This window comes from Dyella japonica DSM 16301 (assembly GCF_001010355.1).
Lineage (GTDB): Bacteria > Pseudomonadota > Gammaproteobacteria > Xanthomonadales > Rhodanobacteraceae > Dyella > Dyella japonica.
Genome location: NZ_JPLA01000056.1, coordinates 1 through 24,068 on the forward strand (window position 1 = coordinate 1; position 24,068 = coordinate 24,068).

The 24,068-nt window shown below is 64.9% G+C and carries 24 protein-coding genes; all 24 read left to right on the plus strand.

Features of this window, described 5'->3' with window-relative positions; translation table 11 throughout:
• The first annotated feature begins 289 nt into the window (after positions 1–289).
• Positions 290–691, plus strand: a complete 402-nt coding sequence (gene flgB / locus Y882_RS17105) for a flagellar basal body rod protein FlgB (RefSeq protein ID WP_046973167.1) — start codon at positions 290–292, stop codon at positions 689–691.
• On the plus strand, positions 691–1,119 hold the full coding sequence (flgC, locus tag Y882_RS17110; RefSeq protein ID WP_046973168.1) for a flagellar basal body rod protein FlgC: 429 nt from the start codon (positions 691–693) through the stop codon (positions 1,117–1,119). The genes flgB and flgC overlap by 1 nt, the downstream gene beginning before the upstream one ends.
• Positions 1,120–1,135: 16 nt before the next feature.
• Entirely contained in the window at positions 1,136–1,828 is a 693-nt protein-coding gene (locus Y882_RS17115) for a flagellar hook assembly protein FlgD (RefSeq protein ID WP_052950117.1), read from the plus strand.
• 34 nt (positions 1,829–1,862) lie between these two features.
• Positions 1,863–3,080 (plus strand): flagellar hook protein FlgE, encoded by a 1,218-nt coding sequence (gene flgE, locus Y882_RS17120; protein WP_046973169.1) that lies wholly within the window; start codon positions 1,863–1,865, stop codon positions 3,078–3,080.
• A 9-nt stretch (positions 3,081–3,089) separates the two neighbouring features.
• Entirely contained in the window at positions 3,090–3,830 is a 741-nt protein-coding gene (gene flgF / locus Y882_RS17125; RefSeq protein WP_082121170.1) for a flagellar basal-body rod protein FlgF, read from the plus strand.
• 23 nt (positions 3,831–3,853) lie between these two features.
• Complete coding sequence (gene flgG, locus Y882_RS17130) at positions 3,854–4,639, plus strand: flagellar basal-body rod protein FlgG (protein ID WP_046973171.1); 786 nt, start codon at positions 3,854–3,856, stop codon at positions 4,637–4,639.
• A gap of 8 nt (positions 4,640–4,647) precedes the next feature.
• On the plus strand, positions 4,648–5,331 hold the full coding sequence (flgH, locus tag Y882_RS17135; RefSeq protein WP_046973172.1) for a flagellar basal body L-ring protein FlgH: 684 nt from the start codon (positions 4,648–4,650) through the stop codon (positions 5,329–5,331).
• Positions 5,331–6,500, plus strand: a complete 1,170-nt coding sequence (locus tag Y882_RS17140; protein ID WP_082121171.1) for a flagellar basal body P-ring protein FlgI — start codon at positions 5,331–5,333, stop codon at positions 6,498–6,500. Before flgH ends, Y882_RS17140 begins: the two co-directional genes overlap by 1 nt.
• Complete coding sequence (flgJ, locus tag Y882_RS17145) at positions 6,500–7,486, plus strand: flagellar assembly peptidoglycan hydrolase FlgJ (protein WP_046973173.1); 987 nt, start codon at positions 6,500–6,502, stop codon at positions 7,484–7,486. Before Y882_RS17140 ends, flgJ begins: the two co-directional genes overlap by 1 nt.
• Positions 7,487–7,503: 17 nt before the next feature.
• A complete protein-coding gene (gene flgK, locus Y882_RS17150) occupies positions 7,504–9,378 on the plus strand; it encodes a flagellar hook-associated protein FlgK (RefSeq protein ID WP_046973174.1) in 1,875 nt (624 codons plus the stop codon).
• A gap of 6 nt (positions 9,379–9,384) precedes the next feature.
• On the plus strand, positions 9,385–10,614 hold the full coding sequence (gene flgL, locus Y882_RS17155) for a flagellar hook-associated protein FlgL (protein ID WP_046973175.1): 1,230 nt from the start codon (positions 9,385–9,387) through the stop codon (positions 10,612–10,614).
• 257 nt (positions 10,615–10,871) lie between these two features.
• Positions 10,872–12,299: a flagellin N-terminal helical domain-containing protein gene (locus tag Y882_RS20895; RefSeq protein WP_046973176.1), complete on the plus strand. Its 1,428-nt coding sequence runs from the start codon at positions 10,872–10,874 to the stop codon at positions 12,297–12,299.
• Positions 12,300–12,494: 195 nt separating this feature from the next.
• Complete coding sequence (gene fliD / locus Y882_RS17165) at positions 12,495–13,976, plus strand: flagellar filament capping protein FliD (protein ID WP_052950119.1); 1,482 nt, start codon at positions 12,495–12,497, stop codon at positions 13,974–13,976.
• A 16-nt stretch (positions 13,977–13,992) separates the two neighbouring features.
• On the plus strand, positions 13,993–14,424 hold the full coding sequence (fliS, locus tag Y882_RS17170) for a flagellar export chaperone FliS (protein ID WP_046973177.1): 432 nt from the start codon (positions 13,993–13,995) through the stop codon (positions 14,422–14,424).
• Positions 14,421–14,720, plus strand: coding sequence for a flagellar protein FliT (locus Y882_RS17175; RefSeq protein ID WP_082121172.1), 300 nt, complete (start codon positions 14,421–14,423; stop codon positions 14,718–14,720). The genes fliS and Y882_RS17175 overlap by 4 nt, the downstream gene beginning before the upstream one ends.
• Positions 14,721–14,799: 79 nt before the next feature.
• Positions 14,800–15,357, plus strand: coding sequence for a PilZ domain-containing protein (locus Y882_RS17180; protein ID WP_046973179.1), 558 nt, complete (start codon positions 14,800–14,802; stop codon positions 15,355–15,357).
• A 359-nt stretch (positions 15,358–15,716) separates the two neighbouring features.
• Positions 15,717–17,138: a sigma-54 dependent transcriptional regulator gene (locus tag Y882_RS17185; RefSeq protein WP_046973180.1), complete on the plus strand. Its 1,422-nt coding sequence runs from the start codon at positions 15,717–15,719 to the stop codon at positions 17,136–17,138.
• Positions 17,139–17,345: 207 nt separating this feature from the next.
• A complete protein-coding gene (gene fliE, locus Y882_RS17190) occupies positions 17,346–17,669 on the plus strand; it encodes a flagellar hook-basal body complex protein FliE (protein WP_046973181.1) in 324 nt (107 codons plus the stop codon).
• A gap of 30 nt (positions 17,670–17,699) precedes the next feature.
• Positions 17,700–19,406 carry a flagellar basal-body MS-ring/collar protein FliF gene (gene fliF / locus Y882_RS17195; RefSeq protein ID WP_046973182.1) on the plus strand — a complete coding sequence of 569 codons (1,707 nt, stop codon included), beginning with the start codon at positions 17,700–17,702 and terminating at the stop codon, positions 19,404–19,406.
• A gap of 108 nt (positions 19,407–19,514) precedes the next feature.
• Positions 19,515–20,510 (plus strand): flagellar motor switch protein FliG, encoded by a 996-nt coding sequence (gene fliG / locus Y882_RS17200; protein ID WP_211259207.1) that lies wholly within the window; start codon positions 19,515–19,517, stop codon positions 20,508–20,510.
• Positions 20,507–21,154, plus strand: coding sequence for a flagellar assembly protein FliH (locus tag Y882_RS17205; protein WP_046973184.1), 648 nt, complete (start codon positions 20,507–20,509; stop codon positions 21,152–21,154). Before fliG ends, Y882_RS17205 begins: the two co-directional genes overlap by 4 nt.
• Positions 21,151–22,512 (plus strand): flagellar protein export ATPase FliI, encoded by a 1,362-nt coding sequence (gene fliI / locus Y882_RS17210; protein ID WP_046973185.1) that lies wholly within the window; start codon positions 21,151–21,153, stop codon positions 22,510–22,512. The genes Y882_RS17205 and fliI overlap by 4 nt, the downstream gene beginning before the upstream one ends.
• The gene (fliJ, locus tag Y882_RS17215) at positions 22,509–22,943 is read left to right on the plus strand and encodes a flagellar export protein FliJ (protein WP_046973186.1); all 435 of its coding nucleotides are present in this window, start codon (positions 22,509–22,511) and stop codon (positions 22,941–22,943) included. The genes fliI and fliJ overlap by 4 nt, the downstream gene beginning before the upstream one ends.
• A gap of 34 nt (positions 22,944–22,977) precedes the next feature.
• The coding region (locus tag Y882_RS17220; protein WP_046973187.1) for a flagellar hook-length control protein FliK at positions 22,978–24,068 on the plus strand (1,091 nt) is incomplete at its 3' end.

Here is a 24,068-nt window from a genome sequence, read left to right on the forward strand (position 1 = left end):
CCTACGGAGCGATACACCCAAGCGTGGCTGTCGCGCACAGGGTGCGCTCCCACAGACAAGACGGCGGGGCTGAGGCGTTCGAAGGCCAACTGTAGAAGGCCTCCCAACCCAGGCGTCAGGAAGCCGCTATCACCCGCGTCGAATTTCCGACTCCCACCCGAAAACCCACTCCCAGGTCCAGCGTCAAATCCACGCAAACCCAGCAACGGTGCGGCCTCCCAGTCGTCTCCTGAACCGTGGCACGCAACTTGCTCAAACCGTCCCGCGGCCCCCGCCGCAGGAGTGAGTGATGAGTTCGATCAACGACAACCTGTTCGGATTGCACACGCAGGCGCTCGATACGTGGCAGCGGCGCAGTGAGGTGTTGGCGAGCAATCTGGCCAATGCGGATACGCCGGGATATCTCGCGCGTGATGTCGACTTCAAGAAGGCGCTGGCCAGTGCGAGCGGCAACGGCAACACGCTGGCGATGACCATCACCCAGCCGGGGCAGATCAACCCGCAGGCGCAGTCGGCGCAGCAACTTGCGTATCGCACGCCCACGCAACCGTCGATGGACGGCAACACGGTGGACACGCAGGTCGAGCAGGCGAATTTCGCCGCCAACGGCGTGCATTACCAGGCGAGCCTGTCCTTTATCACGGCGCAGATCCACATGCTGCGCACGGCCATCACCGGAGGCCAGAGCTGATGTCCTTATTCAAGATCTTCGATGTCTCCGGTTCGGGCATGGCGGCGCAGTCGCTGCGGCTCAACACGGTGGCGTCCAACCTCGCCAATGCCGACAGCGTGTCGAGCACGCCCGAAGGCGCATATCGGGCGAAGGAGCCGTTGTTTTCCGCGGTGCAGCGCGCGATCGGCGGTGCCAAGACCACCGATGCGGACAGTGCCGTGGGCGTGCAGGTGAAGGGCGTGACCGAGAGCCAGGCCGATGTGCAGGCGCGCTACGAGCCGGGCAACCCGATGGCGGATGACACGGGCTACGTCTATGGCAGCAACGTCAATCCCATCGATGAGCTGGTGAACATGATCACGGCCTCGCGCTCGTACCAGAACAACGTCGAGGCGATGAACACCACCAAGCAGCTGATGCTCAAGACACTCGACCTCGGCAAGTAAGCCGGCAGGAAACCCCATGTCCACGATACCCAGCAGCACCAGCAATACCAGCAGCACGAACAACTCGAGCAGCACGTCGAACGTGAACTCGGCACTGTCGAGCACGATGACGCAGGCTGATTTCCTCAAGTTGATGACGGCCCAGCTGCAGGCGCAGGACCCGACCAACCCGGTCGACAACTCGCAGTTCGTCTCGCAGATGGCGCAGTTCAGCCAGTTGTCGGCCACGCAGCAGCTCGATACCGACCTGCAGACGATGAGCAGCACGGTGACCTCGAACATGCAGACCTCGCAGGTGCTCAGTTCGGCGAACCTGGTGAATCGCGATGTGCTGGTGCCGGCCACTTCGGCCACGTTTGACGGCACTGACGCGGTCAAGGGCGCCATCAACGTCACCGCCGCAAGCAGCCCGACGGTGCAGGTGCTCGATGGCAGCGGCAACGTGATACGCACGATTGCGCTCGGCGCACAAAGCGCGGGCCTGGCGCAGTTCAGCTGGGACGGCAAGGACGACAGCGGCAATACCGTAGCCAAGGGCACTTACACGCTGCAGGCAAGCAGTGGCTCGGGCAGCGCCAGCACCTCGCTGGACACCTATGTGTCCGGCACGGTGACGGGCGTGGGTTACGGCGGCAGCACGCTGGGCACGTACTTGCAGGTATCGGGCGTGGGCGGCGTGCCGCTCAGCCAGGTGGCACAGATTCTCTGACGCGACGCGCGTTCACTCACACGAGGAATAGAACATGGCACTCAACACGGCGCTCAGCGGCATCAACGCTGCCCAGTCCGATCTCAACGTCATCGCCAACAACATCGCCAACGCCAACACCACCGGCTTCAAGGGTTCGCGTGCGGAGTTTGCGGACATCTTCGCGGTGACCGGCCTCAACCTCAATTCCACCGCGGTGGGCAGCGGCGTCACGCTGCAGGACGTGGCACAGCAGTTCAACCAGGGCGACCTGCAGACCACCGGCAACAGCCTGGACCTGGCCATCAACGGCAACGGCTTCTTCGCGGTGAACAACGGCAGCGGCGTGCAGTACACGCGCGCCGGCGATTTCATCAAGAACTCCAACGGCTTCATCACCTCGCCGGACGGTTCGCGCCTGCAGATCTACCCGCCCAACGGCGCCGGCGGCTTCGACATGAGCACGCTGTCCGATTTCAGCTGGCAGACCGCGCAGAGCAGCGCCACGGCCACCTCGTCGATCACCTTGTCGTCGAACCTGCCGGCGAGCGCCACCGTGCCGACCAATCCGTTCAGCACCACCGATTCGACCAGCTACAACAATGCCGCGCCGGTCACGGTGTACGACTCGCAGGGCGGCTCGCACCAGGCCACGATCTATTACGTGAAGACCGGCACCAATACCTGGAACGCCAATCTTTACGTGGACGGCCAGAGCGCCGGCACACAGCCGATGACCTTCGACAGCACCGGCAAGCTCACCACGCCGACCACCGGCACCTTGGCCTTCAATCCGGTCAATCTGGGCAATGGTTCCTCGCCGCTCACGCTGTCGCTCAACGTGACCAACATCACCCAGTTCGGCACCGACTACTCGGCCGCGCCGATCATCCAGAACGGCTTCGAGGCGGGCACGTTGTCGGGCCTGGACATCGACGAAAAGGGCGTGATCACCGCGACCTATTCGAACAACCAGAGCACGCAGATCGGCCAGGTGGCGATCGCCAACTTCGCCAACGTGCAGGGCCTGCGTCAGCTGGGCAATACCACCTGGGTGGCGAGCACCGATTCGGGCCCGGCCACGATGGGTACGGCGAACTCCGGCGAGTTCGGCACCATCGAATCCGGCGAACTGGAGAGTTCCAACACGGCCGACACCACCGCGCAGCTGGTCGACATGATCCAGGCGCAGCGCAACTACCAGGCCAACGCGCAGGTGCTGTCGACCGACAACACGCTGGCCTCGTCGCTGTTCAACGCCGTCTCACGTTAATAGACCGCCATGGACCGTTCCGTCTACGTAGCGATGACCGGGGCGACGCAGATCATGCGCGCCCAGGACGCGGTGAGCCACAACCTGGCTAACGCGTCCACGGTCGGCTTCAAGAGCCAGCTTTCCGCGTTCCAGAGCGTGCCGGTGCTTGGCGATGGCACGCCGGCGCGCATCAACGCGGTGACGCATGGCATTGGCCAGAGCAGCGCGCAGGGTTCGCCGGTCAACACCGGGCGTTCGCTGGATATCTCGGTGCGCGGTCCCGGTTTCATCGCGGTGCAGGCGCCGGACGGTTCGGAAGGCTATACGCGTGCGGGCGATCTCCAGCTCACCGCTGATGGTGGGTTGACCGATTCGCGCGGCAATCCGGTGATGGGCAGTTCCGGGCCCATCACCATTCCGCCGGCCACCGATATCAGCGTGGGTTCTGACGGCACCATTTCCACGGTGCCGCAGGGGCAGGGGCCCAATTCGGTGTCGCAGATCGACCGCATCAAGCTGGTCAATCCCGATGTCGCGCAGATGACGCAGGCCGGCGACGGCCTGATGCATATGAGCGACGGCAGCACGGCGGCCGCCGACGAAAACATCACCATCGCCTCGGGCGAGCTCGAAGGCAGCAACGTCAATGCATCGGCGGAGCTGGTGAAGATGATCGCGCTTTCGCGCCAGTACGACATGCAGGTGAAGTCCATCAAGACCTCCGAGGACAACGCCGATTCCAGCCTCAAGCTGCTGCAGTCCAACTAAGCCTGACTTACACGGAGTAACCGATGTTTTCTTCCCTGTGGATTGCCAAGACCGGCCTGGACGCGCAGCAGACGCGCATGGACGTGATCTCCAACAACCTGGCCAACGCCAACACCACCGCGTTCAAGAGTTCGCGTGCGGCGTTCCAGGACCTGATGTATCAGAACAAGGGCCAGCCCGGTTCGCAGACCACCGAACAGACGCTCAATCCGTCGGGCCTGATGCTGGGCACCGGCGTGAAAGTGGTGGGCAACGAAAAGCTGTTCACCGAAGGCAACCTGACCCAGACCGGCGGCTCGATGGATGTGGCCATCCAGGGTCGTGGCTTCCTGCAGGTGAGCATGCCCGATGGCAGCGTGGCATATACGCGCGACGGCGCACTGCATACCGATCCCAACGGCCAGCTGGTGACCGCCGACGGCTATCCGCTGGAGCCGGCCATCACCATGCCGCCGGGCGTGCAGAACATCACCATCGGCACCGACGGCACCGTCTCGGCCACCACCACCTCGTCCGCGACGCCGCAGACGCTGGGTACGCTGCAGCTGGCCGACTTCATCAACCCCGCCGGCCTGCAGCCGCTGGGCCAGAACCTCTATGTGGAAACCGCTTCCAGCGGCGCGCCGCAGACTGGCCAGCCTGCGCTCAACGGCATGGGCTCGCTGCTGCAGGGTTCGCTCGAATCGTCCAACGTCAACGTGGTGGCCGAGATGGTCAACATGATTGAAACCCAGCGCACCTACGAAATGAATTCCAAGGCGATCAGCAGCACCGACCAGATGCTGCAAGACCTGACCGACAAGATGTGAGAACTGCCATGCTGTCCTTCCGCTTCCTCAATCGACTCAGTGTCGTGGTGGCCGTCGCCATGCTCGCCGGCTGCGTCATGCCGCAGCCGCGCGACGACCACCAGTGGGCGGCCACCATGCCGGCGGAACAGACCGCGGCGCCGCCGACCGATGGTTCGATCTATCACGCCGAGCAGGGCATGGAGCTGTTCAACGATGCGCGCGCGCATCGGGTGGGCGACATCCTCACCATCTCGCTGGTGGAGAGCACGCAGGCGTCGAAGAAGGCCAGCACCAGCACCAGCAAGAAAGACACTGCCAGCATCGATGCGCCGACCATCCTCGGCCAGGGCTTGAGCATCGGCGGCAAGGTGGCCAACACCACCACCAATGGCAATCGCAGTTTCGACGGCAGCGGCGACAGTACCCAGAGCAACCAGCTCACCGGTTCAATCACCGTGACCGTGGCGCAGCGCCTTTCCAACGGCAACCTGCTGGTGCGCGGCGAGAAGATGCTCACCATCAACCAGGGCCAGGAGCTGATCCGCATCTCCGGCATCGTGCGTCCGCAGGACATCCTGCAGGACAACAGCGTGCCGTCCACGCGCGTGGCGGCGGCGCAGATCGCCTATACCGGCAAGGGTTCGCTGGCCGATGCGAACACGCAGGGCTGGCTGTCGCGCTTCTTCAGCTCCAAGTGGATGCCGTACTGATGAACATCCAGCGCTTGTTCTCGCGCAGCTCGCTCGTTCGTGTCCGCGAACGCGTGGCCTCGGCACTGAGCAGCACGGCGATCGTGCTGTGCGCCTGCTTCTCGGTGAATCAACCCCTGCACGCCGACAAGATCCGCGACCTCACCCAGGTCGCCGGCGTGCGCAGCAACCAGTTGATCGGTTACGGCCTGGTGGTGGGTCTGGACGGCAGCGGCGACCAGACCACGCAGGCGCCGTTCACTACGCAGAGTCTGGAAAACATGCTGGTGCAGTTCGGCATCACGGTGCCGGCCAATGTGCGCCCGCAGCTGAAGAATGCAGCGGCGGTGACGGTCACCGCGCAGCTGCCGCCGTTCGCCAAGCCGGGGCAGGTGATCGATGTCACGGTGGCGTCGATCGGCAATGCCAAGAGCATACGTGGCGGTGAATTGTTGATGACGCCGCTGCGCGGTGCCGACGGCAATGTCTATGCGATGGCGCAGGGCAGCGTGGTGGTGGGTGGCATCAGCGCGCAGGGCAAGAGCGGTTCCAGCGTGCAGGTGAATATTTCCGCCAGCGGTCGCGTGCCCAATGGCGCGACGGTGGAGCGCGCGGTGGCTTCGGCGTTTTCCAACGGCGGCGACCTGGTGCTCAATCTCAACACCGCCGACTTCACCACCGCGACGCGCGTGGCCGAGGCGGTGAATCGCACCTACGGCGCCGGCACCGCGAGTGCGCTCGATGGCGGCTCGGTGAGCGTGCGCGGCCCGCTCGATCCGGCCCAGCGCGTGGCATGGCTGGGCGCGATCCAGGGTATTGAAGTCACGCCGGGCGATGCGCCGGCGCGCGTGGTGGTCAACTCACGCACCGGCACCGTGGTGATCGGGCAGGAAGTGCGCGTGACGCCGGCCGCGGTGGCGCACGGCTCGATTCAGGTAACCATTTCGGAAAATCCGCAGGTATCGCAGCCGGCGCCCTTCAGCAAGGGTGGGCAGACGGTGGTGGTACCGCAAAGCGACGTGCAGGTCAGCGAAGACGGCGGCCATATGTTCAAGTTCGGCCCGGGCACCAATCTGGACACCATCGTGCGTGCGGTGAACCAGGTGGGCGCCTCGCCGAGCGATCTGATTTCCATCCTGCAGGCGCTCAAGCAGGCCGGTGCACTGCATGCGGAGCTGGTGGTGATCTGATGGCGATTTCGGGCGACGCTGCCAGCAGTCTCAATACCTGGACCGATCTGTCCGGGTTCGCCGCGTTGCGCCAGAGTGCGCAGAGCGACGCCAAGGCGGCGCTGCCAGCGGTGGCCAAGCAGTTCGAGTCGATCTTTACGCAGATGATGCTGAAGTCGATGCGTGACGCCAGCAGTGGCGATGGCTTGTTCGACAGCGATGCCGGCAACCAGTGGCGCGACATGTTCGATCAGCAGCTGTCGGTGCAGCTGTCGCAGGGCGGCAATGGCATCGGCATCGCGCAGATGCTGGTGCGTCAGCTGGGCGGCGCACTAGGTGGCAAGACGGATGGCACGGCCGGCGACGTCAGCGGCAGCAAGACCGCCGGTGCGGCAGGCCTGGACGACAGCTGGCAGAAGCGCCTGAGCGACATCGCGGGCTCGGCCCGGCAGGTGGGCGAGAAGGTGCTCAAACTGATGCCGGCCGATGCGGAAGATTTCGTGCGCCAGCTGGCGCCGTATGCACAAAAGGCTGCGGAGAAGCTCGGCGTGTCGGTACGCGCGGTGCTGGCGCAGGCCGCGCTGGAAACGCAGTGGGGCCAGCACATGCCCGCGCATTCCAACGGCAACACCAGCAACAACCTGTTCGGCATGAAGGCCGGGCAGAGCTGGGGCGGCGAAAAGGTCAGCGTGCCCACCCTGGAATTCGAGGACGGCGTGGCGGTGCATCGGCGCGCGCAGTTCCGGTCCTACGACAACCCGGGTCAGTCGTTCGACGACTACGCCCAGCTGATCGCCGAGAACCCGCGCTACGCCAAGGCGCTCAACCATGGCGAAGACGTGGTGGGCTTCGCGCGCGGACTGGTCAACGGCGGCTATGCCACCGATCCGTCGTATGCGCAAAAAATCGTGGCGATCGCCAATAGTCCCCAGATGCGTGACGCACTCGACGCCATTGGGCAAGGCGTCCTCAAGAAAGTCGGCGTCGCGCCGAACCCCTCCCAGTGATTGCCCCGGAATGACATATGTCTAACCTTCTCAGCATTGGTACCTCAGGGCTGAACGCCGCACAGGTGGCCTTGACCACCGTCGGCAACAACATCAGCAACGTCAACACGACCGGCTATAGCCGTCAGACGGTGCTGCAGACCGAGGCCATTTCGCAGGCCGGTGGCAACTACACCATCGGCAGCGGCGTCAATGTGCAGGCGGTGCAGCGCGCTTACAGCGATTTCCTTACCACCGCGTTGTGGACGTCCAATTCCAGCCTGCAGCGCGCGACCACGTACAACAGCCTGGCCACGACGCTCAACAGCTCGCTTTCGGCCAGCGGCAACCTGCAGAGTGCGCTGGACAGTTTCTACGGCGCCTTCAGCACGGTGGCCAATACGCCGGGTGTGGCCTCGAGCCGCCAGTCGTTGCTGGGTAGCGCCAGTCAGGCGGTCACCGTATTCAATACGCTGGGCCAGCAGCTGGCGGCGCAGCAGAGCCAGGTGAACAAGCAGATTTCCACCACGGTCGACAGCATCAACAACGTGTCGGCCAATATCGCCAGCGTGAACGCGCAGATTCACGCGGCGGGCAACAATGTGCCCAATGATCTGCTGGACCAGCGCGACAACCTGGTGCAGACGCTGTCGGGTTATCTGGGCGTGTCTGCCTATACGCAGAGCGACGGCACCGTCAGCGTGTATACCTCGAGCGGCGCGGCGCTGGTCACCGGCGACAAGTCGTTTGCGCTCAAGACCGGCAGCAATCAGTACGACGCCTCGCGCACCGAAGTGCTCGACAGCACCGGTACCGTGGTCAGCAGCAAGTTGAGCGGCGGCTCGCTGGGCGCGCTGCTCGATTACCGCGGCAACGTGCTCGACAGCGTGCAGAACCAGCTCGGCGAGGCGGCCGTGGCGCTGTCCACCAGCGTCAATACGCAGCAGTCCAAGGGTCTGGATCAATACGGCAAGCAGGGCGGCCCGATGTTCAGCGTGCCCTCGCCGGCCGTGCTGCCGAGCAACCTCAACAAGGGCACGGCCAGCGTGTCGGCGAGCATCAGCGACGTGTCGCAGCTCACCGGCTCGGACTATGTGCTCAGCTACGACGGCAGCAACTGGAGCATGGCGACCACCGCCGGCCAGAACGTGCCGATGACGGCCAATCCCGATGGCACGTATTCCGCCGATGGCATGACGTTGACGCTGTCCGGCACGGCGCAGGCGGGTGACACCTTCCAGCTGCAGCCGACGCGCCAGGCATCCACCGGCCTCGCGCTCACCATGACCGATCCCAACGGCATCGCCGCCGCAGCCGCGTTGAATGCGACGGCGGCCAAGGCCAATACCGGCAACGGCGCGATCGGCTCGGTGACGGTGACCGATCCCACCAATGCGGCCCTGCTCAGCGGCGCCACCGTCAGTTTTCCGACGTCCGGCAGCTATCAGGTGACCGACGGCTCGGGCAACGTGCTCGCCAGTGGTAGCTATGCGCCGGGGCAGACCATCAGCGCCAATGGCTGGAGCGTGACTCCGTCCGGCACGCCGGCGGCCAGCGACAGCTTCAGCATCGGCATCAACAGCAACGGCCTCAACGACACCAGCAACGCGCTCGCGCTGGCTGGCCTGGCGGACAAGGGCGTACTGGCCGGCGGCACGCAGTCGGTGATCGATGCGTACGGCACGCTCACCACCAACATCGGTACGGTGGGCAGCCAGGCAGCGAGCAACTTCACCACCCAGACCAGCCTGTTCAACCAGGCCATGTCCGCGCAGCAAAGCGTGTCGGGCGTGAACCTCGATGAAGAGGCGTCCAACATGGTCAAGTACCAGCAGGCCTACCAGGCCTCCGCGCAGGTAATTTCCACCGCGCAAACCATCTTCAGCAGCTTGCTCACCGCGATCCAGGGATAACCGTCCATGCGCCTTTCCACGAGCTGGATGTATCAGCAGTCGCTCAGCACCATGCTCAGCCAGCAGAGCGCCCTGGCGGCAACCCAGAACCAGGTCGACACCGGCAATCGCATCAACGTGGCGTCCGACGATCCGGCCGGCGCCGGGCAGGTGGTGAGCCTCAATCACGTGATCGCGGCGAACGCGCAGTATTCGAACTCCATCGATACGGCCAACACGCGACTGAACACCGAGGCGAGCACGCTCGGCTCGGTCAACAGCGTGCTCGACAATGCGCGCACGCTCGCCTTGCAGGCGGTCAACGGCACCTTGTCGGCGAGCGATCGCAACAGCATCGCCAGCCAGCTCAGCCAGATGCGCGACCAGCTCCTGCAACTGGCCAACACCACCGACAGCAACGGTAACGCACTGTTTGCCGGCACCAGCACCACCAAGACGCCGTTCCAGTCGGACGCCAATGGCGTGGTGACTTACGGCGGCAACGATGCGCAGCAGCGTTCGTCGGTGGGCGCGGGCCTGCAGGTGGCCAGCAGCGATCCGGGCTCGGGCTTGTTCATGAATATTCCCATGGGCAATGGCACCTTCGAGGCCAGTGCGGGCAGCGCCAATACCGGCACGCTGGTGGTGGGCAGCAACAGCGTCACCGATCTCAACGCGTGGAACAGCGCCGCCTCCAGCAGCGGTGGCGGCTACACCATCACCTTCGGCGCCGGCGGCGCGTGGTCGGCGACCGATGCGAACGGCAACGCCGTGCTCGACAGCAGCGGCAATCCGGTCACGGGCACCTACACCGATGGCGGCTCGATCAGCTTCAACGGCATGACCATGGCAATGAGCGGCACGCCTGCCGCCGGCGATACCGTGTCGGTGACCTCCGGTGGCCAGCAGGACATCTTCAGCACGCTCACCAACATGATCAATGCGCTGCAGAGCGGCAGCACCACCGATACGCAGCTCACCAATGTGATGAGCCGCCAGATCGAGTCGATCGACCAGACGCAGTCGGCGATCAGCTCGGTGCAGGTCTCCATCGGTGGACGCCTGGACACACTGCAACAGCAGCAGGGCGCCTATCAGGATCTCAACGTCACCTACCAGAGCGCACTGTCGGATGTGCAGGGCGCCGATGCGTATACCGCGATCAGCAATCTGTCGCTGCAGCAGACCGCGCTGCAGGCATCGCAGCAGATGTTTGCGCAGGTGAAGTCGATGAGCCTGTTCAATTATCTGAAGTAATCGCAGCAAGCTGCGCGCAAGGCAAACATCGCAAGAACGAGAGGAGGGCTACGCAACGTTGAGTGGTTGATGGGATGGCAGGAAGGCGGGCAAGGCCCGATCCAGTGCGCTCCATCACGAATTGGCATCGAACACGGCTCAAGTAATCGCAAGACGGGCCGAAAAGTTCACTGAGGCGGATGGCATCCCACGCGGAACCTGATCGCCGGCACGAATACAGCCAATTCAACCGGTCACCGGTTACGTAGGAGAAATTCATGTCTCTCGTTATCAATACCAACATCTCGTCGCTGAACGCGCAGAACAACCTGACCAAGTCGCAGAGCGCGCTGTCCACCGCCACCCAGCGTCTGTCCTCGGGCCTGAAGATCAACAGCGCCGCCGACAACGCCGCCGGCTTCGCCATCTCGCAGCGCTACACCACGCAGATCGGCGGCCTCGGCCAGGCCAGCGCCAACGCCTCGGACGCCATCAACCTGGCGCAGACCGCCGGCTCCGCGCTGGACCAGGTCACCGCCAACCTGCAGGCGATCCGCGACCTCGCGGTGCAGTCGGCCAACGGTACCTACACCGATTCGGACCGCGCCTCGATCGACCAGGAAGTTCAGCAGCGCCTAGCTGAAATCACCCGTATCGCGAACCAGACCACGTTCAACGGTTCGAACGTGCTGGACGGCTCGATGAAGACAAAGAGCTTCCAGATCGGTGCCGACGTCGGCCAGACCATCTCGGTGAGCCTGGGCACCAGCGTGAAGTCCAGCGCCATGGGCCAGGTGGCTGAAGTGGCCTCGGGCGACATCAGCAGCGCGTTCAAGGGCTACACGCTCGCCGCTGGCGCGCTGAACGTCTCCGTCGACGGCGGCACCACCAACGTGGCGGTTGCTGCTGGCACCTACCACAGCGCCAGCGACCTGGCTTCCGCCATCAACACGGCGGCCGGCAGCTCGGTGGCAACGGTCGACAGCACCACCGGCGAACTGAAGATCAACAACAGCGGCGCCGCCGCCCTGACCTTCACCGGCGCAGCTGCCACCACGCTCGGCCTGCCGGCTTCGACCGCCGCAGCCGGCACCGGTGCCTCCACGGGAGTCGTGGCCGCCACGGGCGACCTGTCCAAGGAAGGCTTGACCATCAACGGCACGGCCATCGACCTGAGCAGCGCCAAGAGCCTGCAGGACGTGTCCGACGCCATCAACGCGGCCGGTATCACGGGCGTCAGCGCGGCAGTGAACGGTGCCGGCAACGGTATCAACTTCTACTCCGCCGGTGCGCTGACGGTTGGCGACACCAAGGGTCAGATCGTCGGCACGTCCGCCACGGACGTGAACGCCGGTGCGACCTACACCCAGGGTACCTCGGCTGCCACCGGTGGCTCGCTGGCTTCGGGCAGCGTGGGCACGGTGGATTCGGCCAACGACCTGATCTCCCGCGTCGACGTCGCCCTGAAGACGGTCAGCGATTTCGCTGCCCAGCTGGGTGCGGTGCAGAACCGCTTCCAGTCGACCATCTCCACGGTGGCTGCTCAGACCACCAACCTGCAGGCTTCGCAGTCGACCATCCAGGACGCGGATTTCGCGGCCGAGACGGCCAACCTCAGCAAGGCGCAGGTGCTTCAGCAGGCGGGTATCTCGGTGCTGGCCCAGGCCAACTCCAACCCGCAGCAGGTTCTCAAGCTGTTGCAGTAACGGACGCAGGCCCGGATGCGACTCCTCCCGAGTCGCATCCACCGCGGCCGGATCTACCACCAGGCGGGTTGCCTCGCGCAGCCCGCCCGGTGTTTCGGGAGCTTCCGGCAAAGCCTTCATGCGTGAGGGTTTTGCCGGGGGCTCGAACACTTCCGCCACGGCGGAACCACTTCGGGAAACGGACAAGGTAGTGCGATGACCACGACTAGCAGCACCAGCGGTAGCAGCCTCAGCTCGCTGCTCAATTCGCTCACGTCGGCCACCAGTGGCTCCAGCAGCTCATCTTCCTCCGGCAGCTCTTCGTCCGGCAGCGGCACGCTCAGCGCGGCGGGCATCGGTTCGGGCCTGGACGTCAATTCGATCGTCACGGCGCTGGTAAATGCGCGCAAGGCGGCCTCGCAGCAGCAGATCACCACGCGCACCACGCAGACAAACAGCCTGCTCAATGGCCTGTCGTCGTTGAATTCGGCGCTGGGCGGCATCCAGACCGCGCTGGCGACGCTCAACTCGGCCAGCACGTTCAGCAGCTACAACGCGACGCTGACCGCGCAGGGCAGCAGTAGCAGCATCGGCACGGCGACGACGATGTCGAGCGCCCATCCGGGCACTTACACCATCGCGGTCAGCCAGCTGGCGACGGCGCAGAAGCGTGCCAGCAGCCCGGTGACGTCGGGTACCGCGGTAGGCGCCGGTACGTTGAACATCACGGTGGGTTCGACCACCATGAACCTGGCGGTGTCGGCTACCGATTCACTGTCGACCATTGCCACCGCGATCAATAATTCCTCATCCAATCCGGGTGTGACGGCCACCATCGTCAACGGCACGAATGGCCAGCAGCTGATGCTGAGCTCGACCAAGACGGGCGTGGCCAACGGCTTCACCGTCAGCGCGAACGCCACCAGCAGCAGCGGACTGACCAGTCTCGCCAATACGCTCAACACCCCGGGCAGCAACGAGGCGCAGGACGCCAAGCTCACGCTGGACGGCATCGCCGTCACCAGTCCCACCAATGCCGTCAGCGGCATGATGGACGGTGTGACGCTCAACCTCACCGGCACCGGCACCAACACGCTGACCGTGGCGCAGGACAACACCGCCGCCACCAACGCGATCCAGGGCCTGGTCGACGCGTACAACAGCTATGCGTCTACCGTAACGTCGCTGTCGAGCTTCGACACCACCGGCGCCAACCCTCCCGGCGTGCTGCTGGGCGACAACACGCTCACCTCGGTGCAGCGCCAGATCGCCTCCGTGTTGAGCAATTCGGTCAAGGGCAACGGCATCGGCACGCTGGCCAATGTCGGCATCACGCGCAATGCCGACGGCACCATGAGCCTGGATAAAGACAAGCTCGCCGCGGCCTTCCAGAGCAATCCGTCGGCGGTGAAGGATCTGTTCACCGGCACCAACGGTTACGGTACGACGCTCAACACCGCGATCAACTCGTACACGCAAAGCGGCGGCATCATCAGCACGCGCATGAACAGCCTCAACGATACGTTGACTCAGCTGGGCACGCAGCAGACCGCGTTGGACAAGCGCATGGCCACGTACCAGACGCAGTTGCAGCAGCAGTACACCGCGCTCGATACGCTGATGTCCTCGCTCAACAACACCAGCACCTATCTCACCACGGCGCTTGCGCAGCTGACCGACTCCAGCTCCAAGAACTGACCCCCGGGGATCGACCATGACCTACGGCTATATGCGCAACGCCAGTGCGCTCTACCAGGAAACCAGCGCGCGCGGCAGCGTCGAAGGCGCGGACCGTCACCAGCTCACCACTATGCTGTTCGACGGCGTGATCGACCGCATCAACCAGGCGCGTGGCGCGATCCGTCGTGGCGACGTGCCGGCCAAGGGCATGCACTTCAGCCGCGCCCACGCCATCGTCAGCGAGCTGCGCGGCAGCCTCGATCATGCGCAGGGCGGCGCGCTGGCGGGACGGCTCGATGCGCTTTACGACTATGTGGGGCGTCGCCTGCTGCACGCGCAGCTCAACAATGACGAGCGCGCGATTGACGAAGTGGTGGATCTGCTTACGCCGGTGCGCGATGCCTGGCGCCAGATCCGCCATGATTTCCTGGCAAAGCAGGGCAACCAGCCCAGCGCGGCGGCATGAGCATGGACAACGCCACGCACACGGTGGTGCTGCAGCTCAGCGAGCGCATGCTGGCGGCTGCCCGTGAGGGCGACTGGAACGCCGTGGCCACGCTGGAGAGTGAGCGCAGCGATGAGATCGCCCGCTTGCCGATGACCGAATCGCAGTCGCTGCCCGTACTCAAGACCTTGCTGGCCCACACCGAAGAAGTGCGCGAACTGGCCCGCCAGCAGCGCGATCGCCTGGACGACGACCTGGGCCAGCATCAACACCGCCATCGCGCACTCAGCGCCTACCTGCGCGCTGGCGTCGAATAAGCCCGCTGCCGCCTGGCCGGATGCGCGCATAATCCCGCACGGCCGCGACGTTCACCGGCCCCAGCGCAACGAGGGACTCATGCAAGACGCATCCTGGCAGCAGTTTTCCGAGCGGGTGGCCTACGACGACGGCCTTCACGTGAGCTGTGTGGCCTTGACCGAGCCGCTGGGCGATCTGCAGCGCACCGCGATGCGCGATCGCAATCTCAGCGTGCTTGGCACGCTGGCGGTGTTCAACGAGCGCCGCAGCGAAGCGTTGGATGAAGAAAGCCAGCTGGGCCAGGACATGCAGCGCCTGGACAGCAAGCTCAACGTGCTGATGGCCATGCTGGACCAGCTGCTGCAGCGCGATGCCCAGCTGCCGCCGCGCGTGCGGGTCAGTTTCAACGCGATGGGTGCGCTTTTGCCCAAGTCCCTGTGGCCGGTCGCGCATGAGCACGGCCTGGTGCGTCTGCACTTCGACGGATGCCTGGCCCTGCCGTTGGAACTTACCGCCCATGTCGTGCAAGAGCGTGATGCAGATCACGTTTTTGTAGCCTTCGAATCCATGGATGAGGCGACATGTGACGCGATTGAGCGACTCGTGTTCCGCCATCACCGACGTAAAGTGGCAGAGCGTCGAGCGACCACGACGTAACGCGTGGACCCGGTTCACAATCGTAATGTGATCGCTATCACGCTACGGAAACCCGACACGAACGTTCTTTGACGCACATCTCGAAAGGGTGTCGCACAGGGTCACCATCCCGAGCATTTCGCCTCGGGATTTTTTTTAGCGATTTCAGTGGTCTGTGGCGTACCGCTGCGTAGTTTCTTGGCAACGTTTACATCAGGTGACGCTCACCGGCAGGCGTGAGCTCTCACGTCGCGTCGAAAAAACGTGACTGGCTGGCCTTCTTCTTGCTCATTCCTACTCGCAGACGGCGACGGATTGCCGTCAGCGAGCAGGTGCAATCCAAGGGGACACCAATGAAGCAGCACGCACGAGAACATCACATGGGCAAGTTCGACGTACTGGTGATCGAATCCGATCACCGCAGGGCGGAGTCGGTCGTTTCGGCACTGGAATTTCTCGGCTATCGCCCGCAGCGCGGCGAAGAGTGCGAAATGGTGGACGAAGCGACGCACGCATGGCGTGCCGTGTATGTGGGCAATGTTTGCGACGAAGCCGAAGCCGAGCGCCAGTTCGCCAGGCTGGGCACCGCTTCCAATCAGGCGATGGTGTTGATGGCCGCCGATTCCGAATGGCTGCCGCGCCTTGGCAATGACGCCGCGTCCGACAACAGCCGTGTTGGCATCATCGAATTCCCGCTGCGCTACGACCAGCTCTCGCAGACCTTGCGCGGCCCGCAGGCCCAGGCCCCACGCCGCCAGGAGCTGAAGCTGGTAGGCAGCTCAGGTCCGATGGCCCGTGTTAATGCATTAGTTCGCCAGGTGGCGCCGTTCGATTCCAGCGTGCTGGTGCTGGGCGAATCGGGCACCGGCAAGGAAATGGTCGCGCGCAGCATCCACGAGTGTTCCTCGCGTCGCGACAAGCCGTTCGTGGCCATCAACTGCGGCGCGATCCCCGCCGAGTTGCTCGAAAGCGAATTGTTCGGCCATGAGAAGGGCGCGTTCACCGGCGCCATCAGCACCCGCAAGGGCCGCTTCGAGCTGGCCGAGGGCGGCACGCTGTTCCTGGACGAAATCGGCGACATGAGCCTGCCGATGCAGGTGAAGCTGCTGCGCGTGCTGCAGGAGCGCGTGTTCGAGCGCGTGGGCAGCAATCGCACCCAACGTTGCGACGTGCGCATCATCGCGGCGACGCATCGCAATCTCGAAGTGGCCATTGCCGATGGGCAGTTCCGCGAAGACCTCTATTACCGCCTGAGCGTGTTCCCGCTGGAAATGCCTGCGCTGCGCGAACATCTGGACGACCTGTCCGAGCTGGTGGCCGAATTCAACCAGCGCCTGTCGCGCCGCGGCCTGGGTAGCGTGCGCTTCAGCGCCGGCGCCATGCATGCGCTGCATAACTATGCCTGGCCGGGCAACGTGCGTGAGCTCTACAACCTGGTCGAGCGTCTTTCCATTCTCTATCCGCACAGCGAAGTGCGCGTCAGCGACCTGCCGGAGAAATATCGCGGCCAGCAGATCGTGGAAGAAGTGCGCGGCGCCGCGCTGCTGTCGCTGATGACCGGTCACTCGACCGTGCTGCCCGAGCCGATGGCCATGGTGGCAAACGATTCGCTGGTGATGCTGCCCGAGGGCGGCCTGGATCTTAAGGATCACCTTGCCGACATCGAGGTGGGCCTGATCCGTCAAGCGCTTGACGTGACCGGCGGCGTGGTGGCCCACGCGGCGAAGCTGCTGCGCATGCAGCGCACGACCCTGGTGGAAAAGCTGCGCAAGTACGGGCTGCAGCCGAGTTTGCAGGCGTAAGGGCAGGAGTGAGTTGAGAGGAGTGAGAAGTGAGAGACGGGCACGCGTTGCCCTTCTCGCACGATGCACTCCGCTTCACTCACTCCTCAAAAGCGGAACTACGTCACGCTTTCTCTCACTCCTCACTCCTCCCCCCTCACTTCTCGCTCCATGGCACACGTCGTGCAGTAACACCCTCGATAACTCTTTACGCGTTGGAATTCCGTCATGAGTCAGATCGACGTCAACAACCTGCTGTCGCAGATGCGCCAGCTCTCCCTGCAGACCAAACCGGCGGAGCAGTCGTTCACCGCGGCGGCTCCAGGGCAGACCGATTTCGCCAGCCTGCTGAAGAAATCCATCTCGTCGGTGGCCGATGCGCAGACCGACGCCGGCATGCAGGCGGCAAGTTTCGAGCGTGGCGACGAGGGCGCCGATCTGGGTCGCACCATGGTGGCCATCAACAAGGCCGATCTGTCGTTGAACACGTTGACCCAGGTGCGGAACAAGCTGGTCGACGCTTACAACAACATCATGAATATGCCGGTCTGACCGGCTCCCTGAAGAAAAAGAGCAGTCTTCATGGCCGATAACGCCCTCGCGACCACCGACGAAGCACCCGGTTCTCGCCTGGACCTCAAGCAGCTTGCGCGCACGCCGGCAACACGACAGTTGTTGCTCTTGGTGGGCGTCGCCGCGGCCGTTGCCCTTGGCGTTGCCGTGGTGCTGTGGTCGCGCGGCCCCAACTACGGCTTGCTTTACGCGGGGCTGGAACAAAAAGACGCCGCGGCCGTGACGCAGGCGCTGCAGGCATCCAATACGCCTTATACCTTGGGCCCTGATGGCAACTCCATCATGGTGCCGGCGTCGGATCTGGCAGCGATCCGCCTCAAGCTCGCCGCGCAGGGGCTGCCGCAGGGCAGTGCTGCCACGACGGCGGCGCCTGGCGCCGATTCGCCGTTCGGCATGAGCGATCTGGCCGAGCGCACGCGCTACCAGCAGATGCTGGAGACCGACCTGGGCAGCACCATTGCAGGTCTGCAATCGGTACGGGCCGCACGCGTCCACCTGGCGCTGCCCAAGCCGTCGGCCTTCATTCGCGACAACAAGGAAGCGAGCGCCTCGGTGCTGGTGACGCTGTATCCCGGTCGCCAGCTCGATGCGAGCCAGGTGGCCGCCATCGTCCATCTGGTGGCATCGAGCGTGCCCAATCTCGATCCCAAGCAGGTCTCGGTAGTCGATCAGGCGGGGCAACTGCTCACCACCACCGATGCGGGCAGCGCCAGCGCGATCGGCGACACGCGTCTGCGCCTGGCCACGCGCATCGAAAACACCTACGCACAACGCATCGAAGAATTGCTGACGCCGCTGGTGGGCCCGGGCAAGGTGCGCGCCCAGGTCTACGCGGATCTGGACTTCAGCGAGACCGAGAAGGCGACCGAGACGTTCGATCACGACCATCCCGCGCTGCGCAGCGAGCAGACCAACAGCGAGCAGCACACCGGCGAAGCGAACGACGCCTCGATTCCGGGCGCCTTGAGCAACCAGCCGCCGAACACCGTGGCGCAGCCAACCGCAGCGAAACCTGCCGCAGGCAAGACCGCCGCAGGCAAGACGGCGGCGACTGCGCAGAGCAGCGGCCCCAGCGCAAACTCCAGCAGCGCCACGCGCAACTACGAGCTGGACCGCACCATCAGCCACGTCAGCGATCCGGCGGGGCGCCTGGCGCGACTCACCGTGGCCGTGGTGGTCGACAACAAGCTGGTGACCGGCGACAAGGGCGGCAGCAAGAGCGTGCCGTTCACGCCGCAGGAACTGGAACACCTCACCACGCTCGCGCGCAACGCCGTGGGCTACAACGAGGCACGCGGCGACAGCGTCAGCGTGATCAACCAGGCCTTCCATCAGGACCCGAGCAACGACGTGGCCGCGCCGGCACAGCCGTTCTGGGAGCGCCCGGGCATGCTCGATCTGATCAAGCAGGCCGCCGGCATCCTGGTGGCGTTGCTGGTCGCCTTCGGCTTGCTGCGGCCGCTGTTGCGCGGCCTGTCGCGTGCGCCATCGACCAGCCGCGAACTCGCGCTGGCCGGTGCCGCGCCGATGAACACGCCGACCATTTCGGTGCGCGTGGACGACAAGGACGACGGCGACGACGTGCTCAAACTCGGCGGCGTGCCGCCGCAGCTGGCGTACGAACAGCGCATCGGTCTGGCGCGTCGCATGGTCGGCGAAAACCCCAAACAGGTGGCGCAGGTGGTCAAGAGCTGGGTGGGCGAAGATGGCGGCTGATCGCAACCTCGCACTTCGTCCGCACGGCCAGCGTCGACATCGCATGTCATCGCCGGCGACGGTGCATCAAGTTAGCGGGCAGAACGCATCATGAAAGCAGAAACGCCAATCGGCGGCGCGCAGCGTGCCGCCATCCTGCTGCTCACCCTGGGCGAACAGGACGCCGCCGAAGTGCTCAGACACCTGAGCGCGCGCGACGTGCAGGCGGTGGGTTCGGCCATGGCCAGCCTGACCAATGTCACCCGCGAGCAGGTGGAAATGGTGCTTGCGCGCCTCAACGACGACATGGGCCGGCATACCTCGCTGGGCGTGGGCACCGAGGAATACATCCGCAAGATCTTGGTCAACGCCCTGGGCGAGAATAAGGCGGGCGGCTTGATCGATCGCATCCTGTTGGGCCGCTCCAGCAAGGGACTGGAATCGCTCAAATGGATGGAAAGCCGCGCCATCGCCGAGATGATCGGCCAGGAGCATCCGCAGATCATCGCGCTGGTGCTGGCGCACCTGGAACCGGATCAGGCTGCCGAAGTGATCGGCTATCTGGCGCCGCGCGTGCGCTCCGATGCGGTGATGCGCATCGCCACGCTCGATGGCGTGCAGCCGCACGCCTTGAACGAGCTGGACGAAATCATGGAGCGCCAGTTTTCCGGCGGCAACACCAAGAAGCTCAAGTCCGCCAGCGTCGGCGGCCTCAAGGCCGCGGCCAACATCCTCAACGCGATGGAAACCAGCCGCGAGAACGAGTTGATGGCGGCCATCCGTACCCACGATTCGGGCCTGAGTGGTCGCATCGAGGAACTGATGTTCGTGTTCGAAGACCTTGGCGACCTCGACGACCGCAGCATGCAGACGCTGCTGCGCGAAGTGCCGACGGCCCGCCTGGTCACGGCGCTCAAGGGCGCCGAGCCTGGCGTGCGCGAGAAGATCTTCGCCAATATGTCCAAGCGCGCGGCCGACATGCTGCGCGACGACCTGGAAGTCTCCGGTCCGGTTCGCCTGAGCGAAGTGGATTCGGCGCAGAAGGAAGTGCTCGGCATCGCGCGCAAGCTGGCCGATTCGGGTGCGATCAATCTCTCCGGCACCGGTGACGAGCTGGTCGCATGAGCGCCGTGATGAACCGCGACAAGCTGCTGCCCTTCGAACGCTGGCTGCCGCCCGAAGTGGGCGAGCCGGTGGCGGTCGAGCCGGCGCCGGAGCCCGCGCAGCAGCCCACCTTGCGCGATCTGGAATCGATCGAGCAGCAGGCGCGCGAAGAAGGCTATGCGGCCGGCCATGCCCAAGGCATGGCCGAGGCGCAGCAGATCCTGCAGGAACGCATGCAGCGACTGGATGCCTTGCTGGAATCGGCGGCGCGTCCCCTGCGCAGCATGGACGAGCTGGTGGAACTGGAACTGACCCGTCTTGCCATGACGGTGGCGCGCCAGGTGATCGCGCACGAACTGCGTACCGCGCCCGACCTGGTGGTGGAAGCCGTGCGCCAGGCGGCGCTGGCGCTGCCTTCGGCCAGTGGCAACCTGCGCGTGCGTTTGCATCCGGACGATCTCGCCTTGCTGCGTTCGCTCGACATGGTCGAATCGCATTGGCAGCTGCTCCCCGACAACAGCCTGCAGCGCGGCGACTGCCTGCTTGAGAGTGAACGCTCGCGTCTGGACGCCCGTGTTGAAACTCGGCTTGCCGCGGTGGTGGATGCCGTCCTTGGCGCCGAAGCCGAAGGCATCGATGAAGATGCCGACGAGGTGCGTGGATGAACGCGCCCAGCCTGTCGCGCGCCGCCCTGTGGCAGGAGCGACTGGCCCGTCGTCGGCAACGCGCGATCGGCGCGCGCACGCTGACCGTGGAAGGGCGCCTGCGCCGCGTGGTCGGCCTCACGCTTGAAGCGGAAGGATGCGAAGCGCCGCTGGGCGCGCGCTGCCTGGTCAGCACCGCCGATGGCAGCGAACTGGAAACCGAAGTGGTCGGCTTTGCCGACGAACGCCTGCTGCTGATGCCGGTGACTGAAATGCACGGCGTGCTGCCGAACGCACGCGTGCGTCCCTGCGCGCATACCAGCGGTCTGCCGGTGGGCATGGCCTTGCTGGGCCGTGTGATCGGCGCCGACGGCGTGCCGCTCGATGGCCTGGGCCCGCTGGATGTGGACGAGCACGCCCTGCTCAAGAACGAACCGATCAATCCGATGGCGCGCAAGCCCATTGATACGCCGCTCGATACCGGCGTGCGCGCGATCAACTCCCTGCTCACCGTGGGCCGCGGACAGCGTCTTGGCCTGTTCGCCGGTTCGGGCGTCGGTAAATCGACATTGCTCGGCATGATGACGCGCTACACCGACGCCGACGTGGTGGTGGTGGGGCTGATCGGCGAGCGCGGCCGCGAAGTGAAGGAATTCGTCGAACATACGCTGGGCGCCGAAGGGCGCGCCCGTGCCGTGATCGTCGCCGCGCCGGCCGATGCGCCGCCGCTCAAGCGACTGCGCGGCGCGCAGTACGCCACCGCCATCGCCGAGTGGTTCCGCGATCGAGGCCAGCGTGTGCTGCTGCTGATGGATTCGATTACGCGATATGCCCAGGCCCAGCGCGAGATCGCCCTGGCGATCGGCGAGCCGCCGGCCACCAAAGGTTATCCGCCGTCGGTGTTCGCCATGCTGCCGGCCCTGGTGGAACGTGCCGGCAATGATGCCGAAGGGCGCGGTTCCATCACCGCGTTCTACACCGTGCTCACCGAAGGTGACGACTATCGCCACGACCCGATTGCGGATGCCTCGCGTGCGATTCTCGACGGCCATATCGTGTTGTCGCGCGACCTGGCCGAAGCCGGTCACTATCCCGCCATCGATATCGAAGCATCGATCAGTCGCGTGATGCCCGCCGTGGTGAAGCGCGAGCACCTGCGTTCCGCGCAGCGTTTTCGCCAGGTCTATTCGGCGTATCGCCAGCAGCGCGACCTGATCACCGTGGGCGCCTATCAGAAGGGTTCCGACCCGCAGGTGGATCACGCCATCGCCATGTGGCCGCGGCTGCGCGACTTCCTGCAGCAGGAAGTGGATGCGCCGACCACGCTCAACGACGCCATAGGCGCGCTTGAAATGCTGACTGCCGGAGGCACGCCGTGACATCCCGCGCAAACCGTCTGCAACCGGCCGCCGACCTGGCGCACGATCGCCAGGAAGCGGCCATGCAGCGCCTGGCCGAGCAGCAGCAGAAGCTCGCCAAGGCCGAGCAGCAACTGGAAGAACTGCAGAAATACCGCGCCGAATATGCCGAGACACAGAGCGGCGTGAGCGTGAGCGCCTTGCTCAACCGCCGCCAGTTCGTCGAGCGCATCGACCAGGTCATCTCGCAACAGATCAACGAAGTGGCGCGCCAGCGCCGCTTCCTCGACGGCGCGCGCAACCAGTGGCGCGAAGCCCATGCGCGCGAGCAGGCGCTGGGCAGCGTGATCGACCGCTACCGCGAACAGGAACGCAAGAGCGAAGACCGTCGCGAGCAGGCCGAAGTCGACGAACGCAACCAGTACCGACGGCCGGCGCGGGGGCTCTCGTGAGCACCGCCATCAACGCATTTCAGGAGATCATCGTATGACCTCGTCCATTGCCGCGGTGGTGAACCTGCCGCCGCCGACGAACGCGCCTGCCAGCGATGCGACGAGCGCTTCGTCCAACGATCCGAACAAGGATTTCAGCAAGCCCTTGCAGCGTGCGCATCAGCAGCTGGCGCGGCAAACGGATACGTCGCGTCCCGCGCACGGCAAGCACGCGTCGGCCAAGTCCACCTCGTCGGCCCAGACGACATCTCCGTCGAAGGGCAAACAGGACGACAAGGACGACGACCAGGCGGCTTCGACAGCGCCCGCCGCCACCGCCGCAATGCTTGCCCTGCTTGGTCAAAGCGTGCCGGCTTCGGCGGCGGCGAGCGTGGTGCCCGCGGCGGCCGAAGGCGACGATGCGACGGACGCCGTCACGGCGACCGCTGCATCCGCGGTGACGCCGGCCACGGTTGCACTGCTCGGCGCGGCGCAGGCAGCGGGTCAGGCGAAGGCAGGCAGCGCGGACGACTTCGACAAGACCTTGGGTGGGATCAAGGACAAGAGCCTTTCCATGGCGACGCAGGACGTGGACGACGTCGACGACGCGGTGGCCGCGTCGACGACGGATGCCGCGCCGAGCGCCAAGGGCGATGCATTCAGCACCGCCTTGCAGGCCCTTACGGCTTCCTCGAGCCAGGGCAATCACAGCGATGACTCGCTCGACGCACTGAAAAACCTCACCGCCCAGGCGATGTCGCAGCAACCTCAGACCTCGTCAAACGTGGCGACCACACCTGCGCCGCATGCGCTCACCATGCAATCGAGCGTGGGCTCACCATCGTTCGGGCAGGAATTGAGCCAGCAGGTCACCTGGCTGGGCGGCCAGGATGTGAAGGAAGCTCGCATCCGTCTGCATCCCGAAGACCTCGGCGAACTCGACGTGAAGGTGAGCGTGAAGCAGGACCACGTCGACGTGGCCTTCATCGCCCAACACCCGCAGGCGGTGCATGCCGTGCAGCAGACGTTGAGCCAGCTCGATTCGATGCTTGCGCACCATGGTTTGTCGTTGGGGCAGGCGCAGGTGGGGCAGGGGCATACGGGGCAGGGTTCTTCCCAGGCGGGGACGTCGGGAGGGTCCTCTTC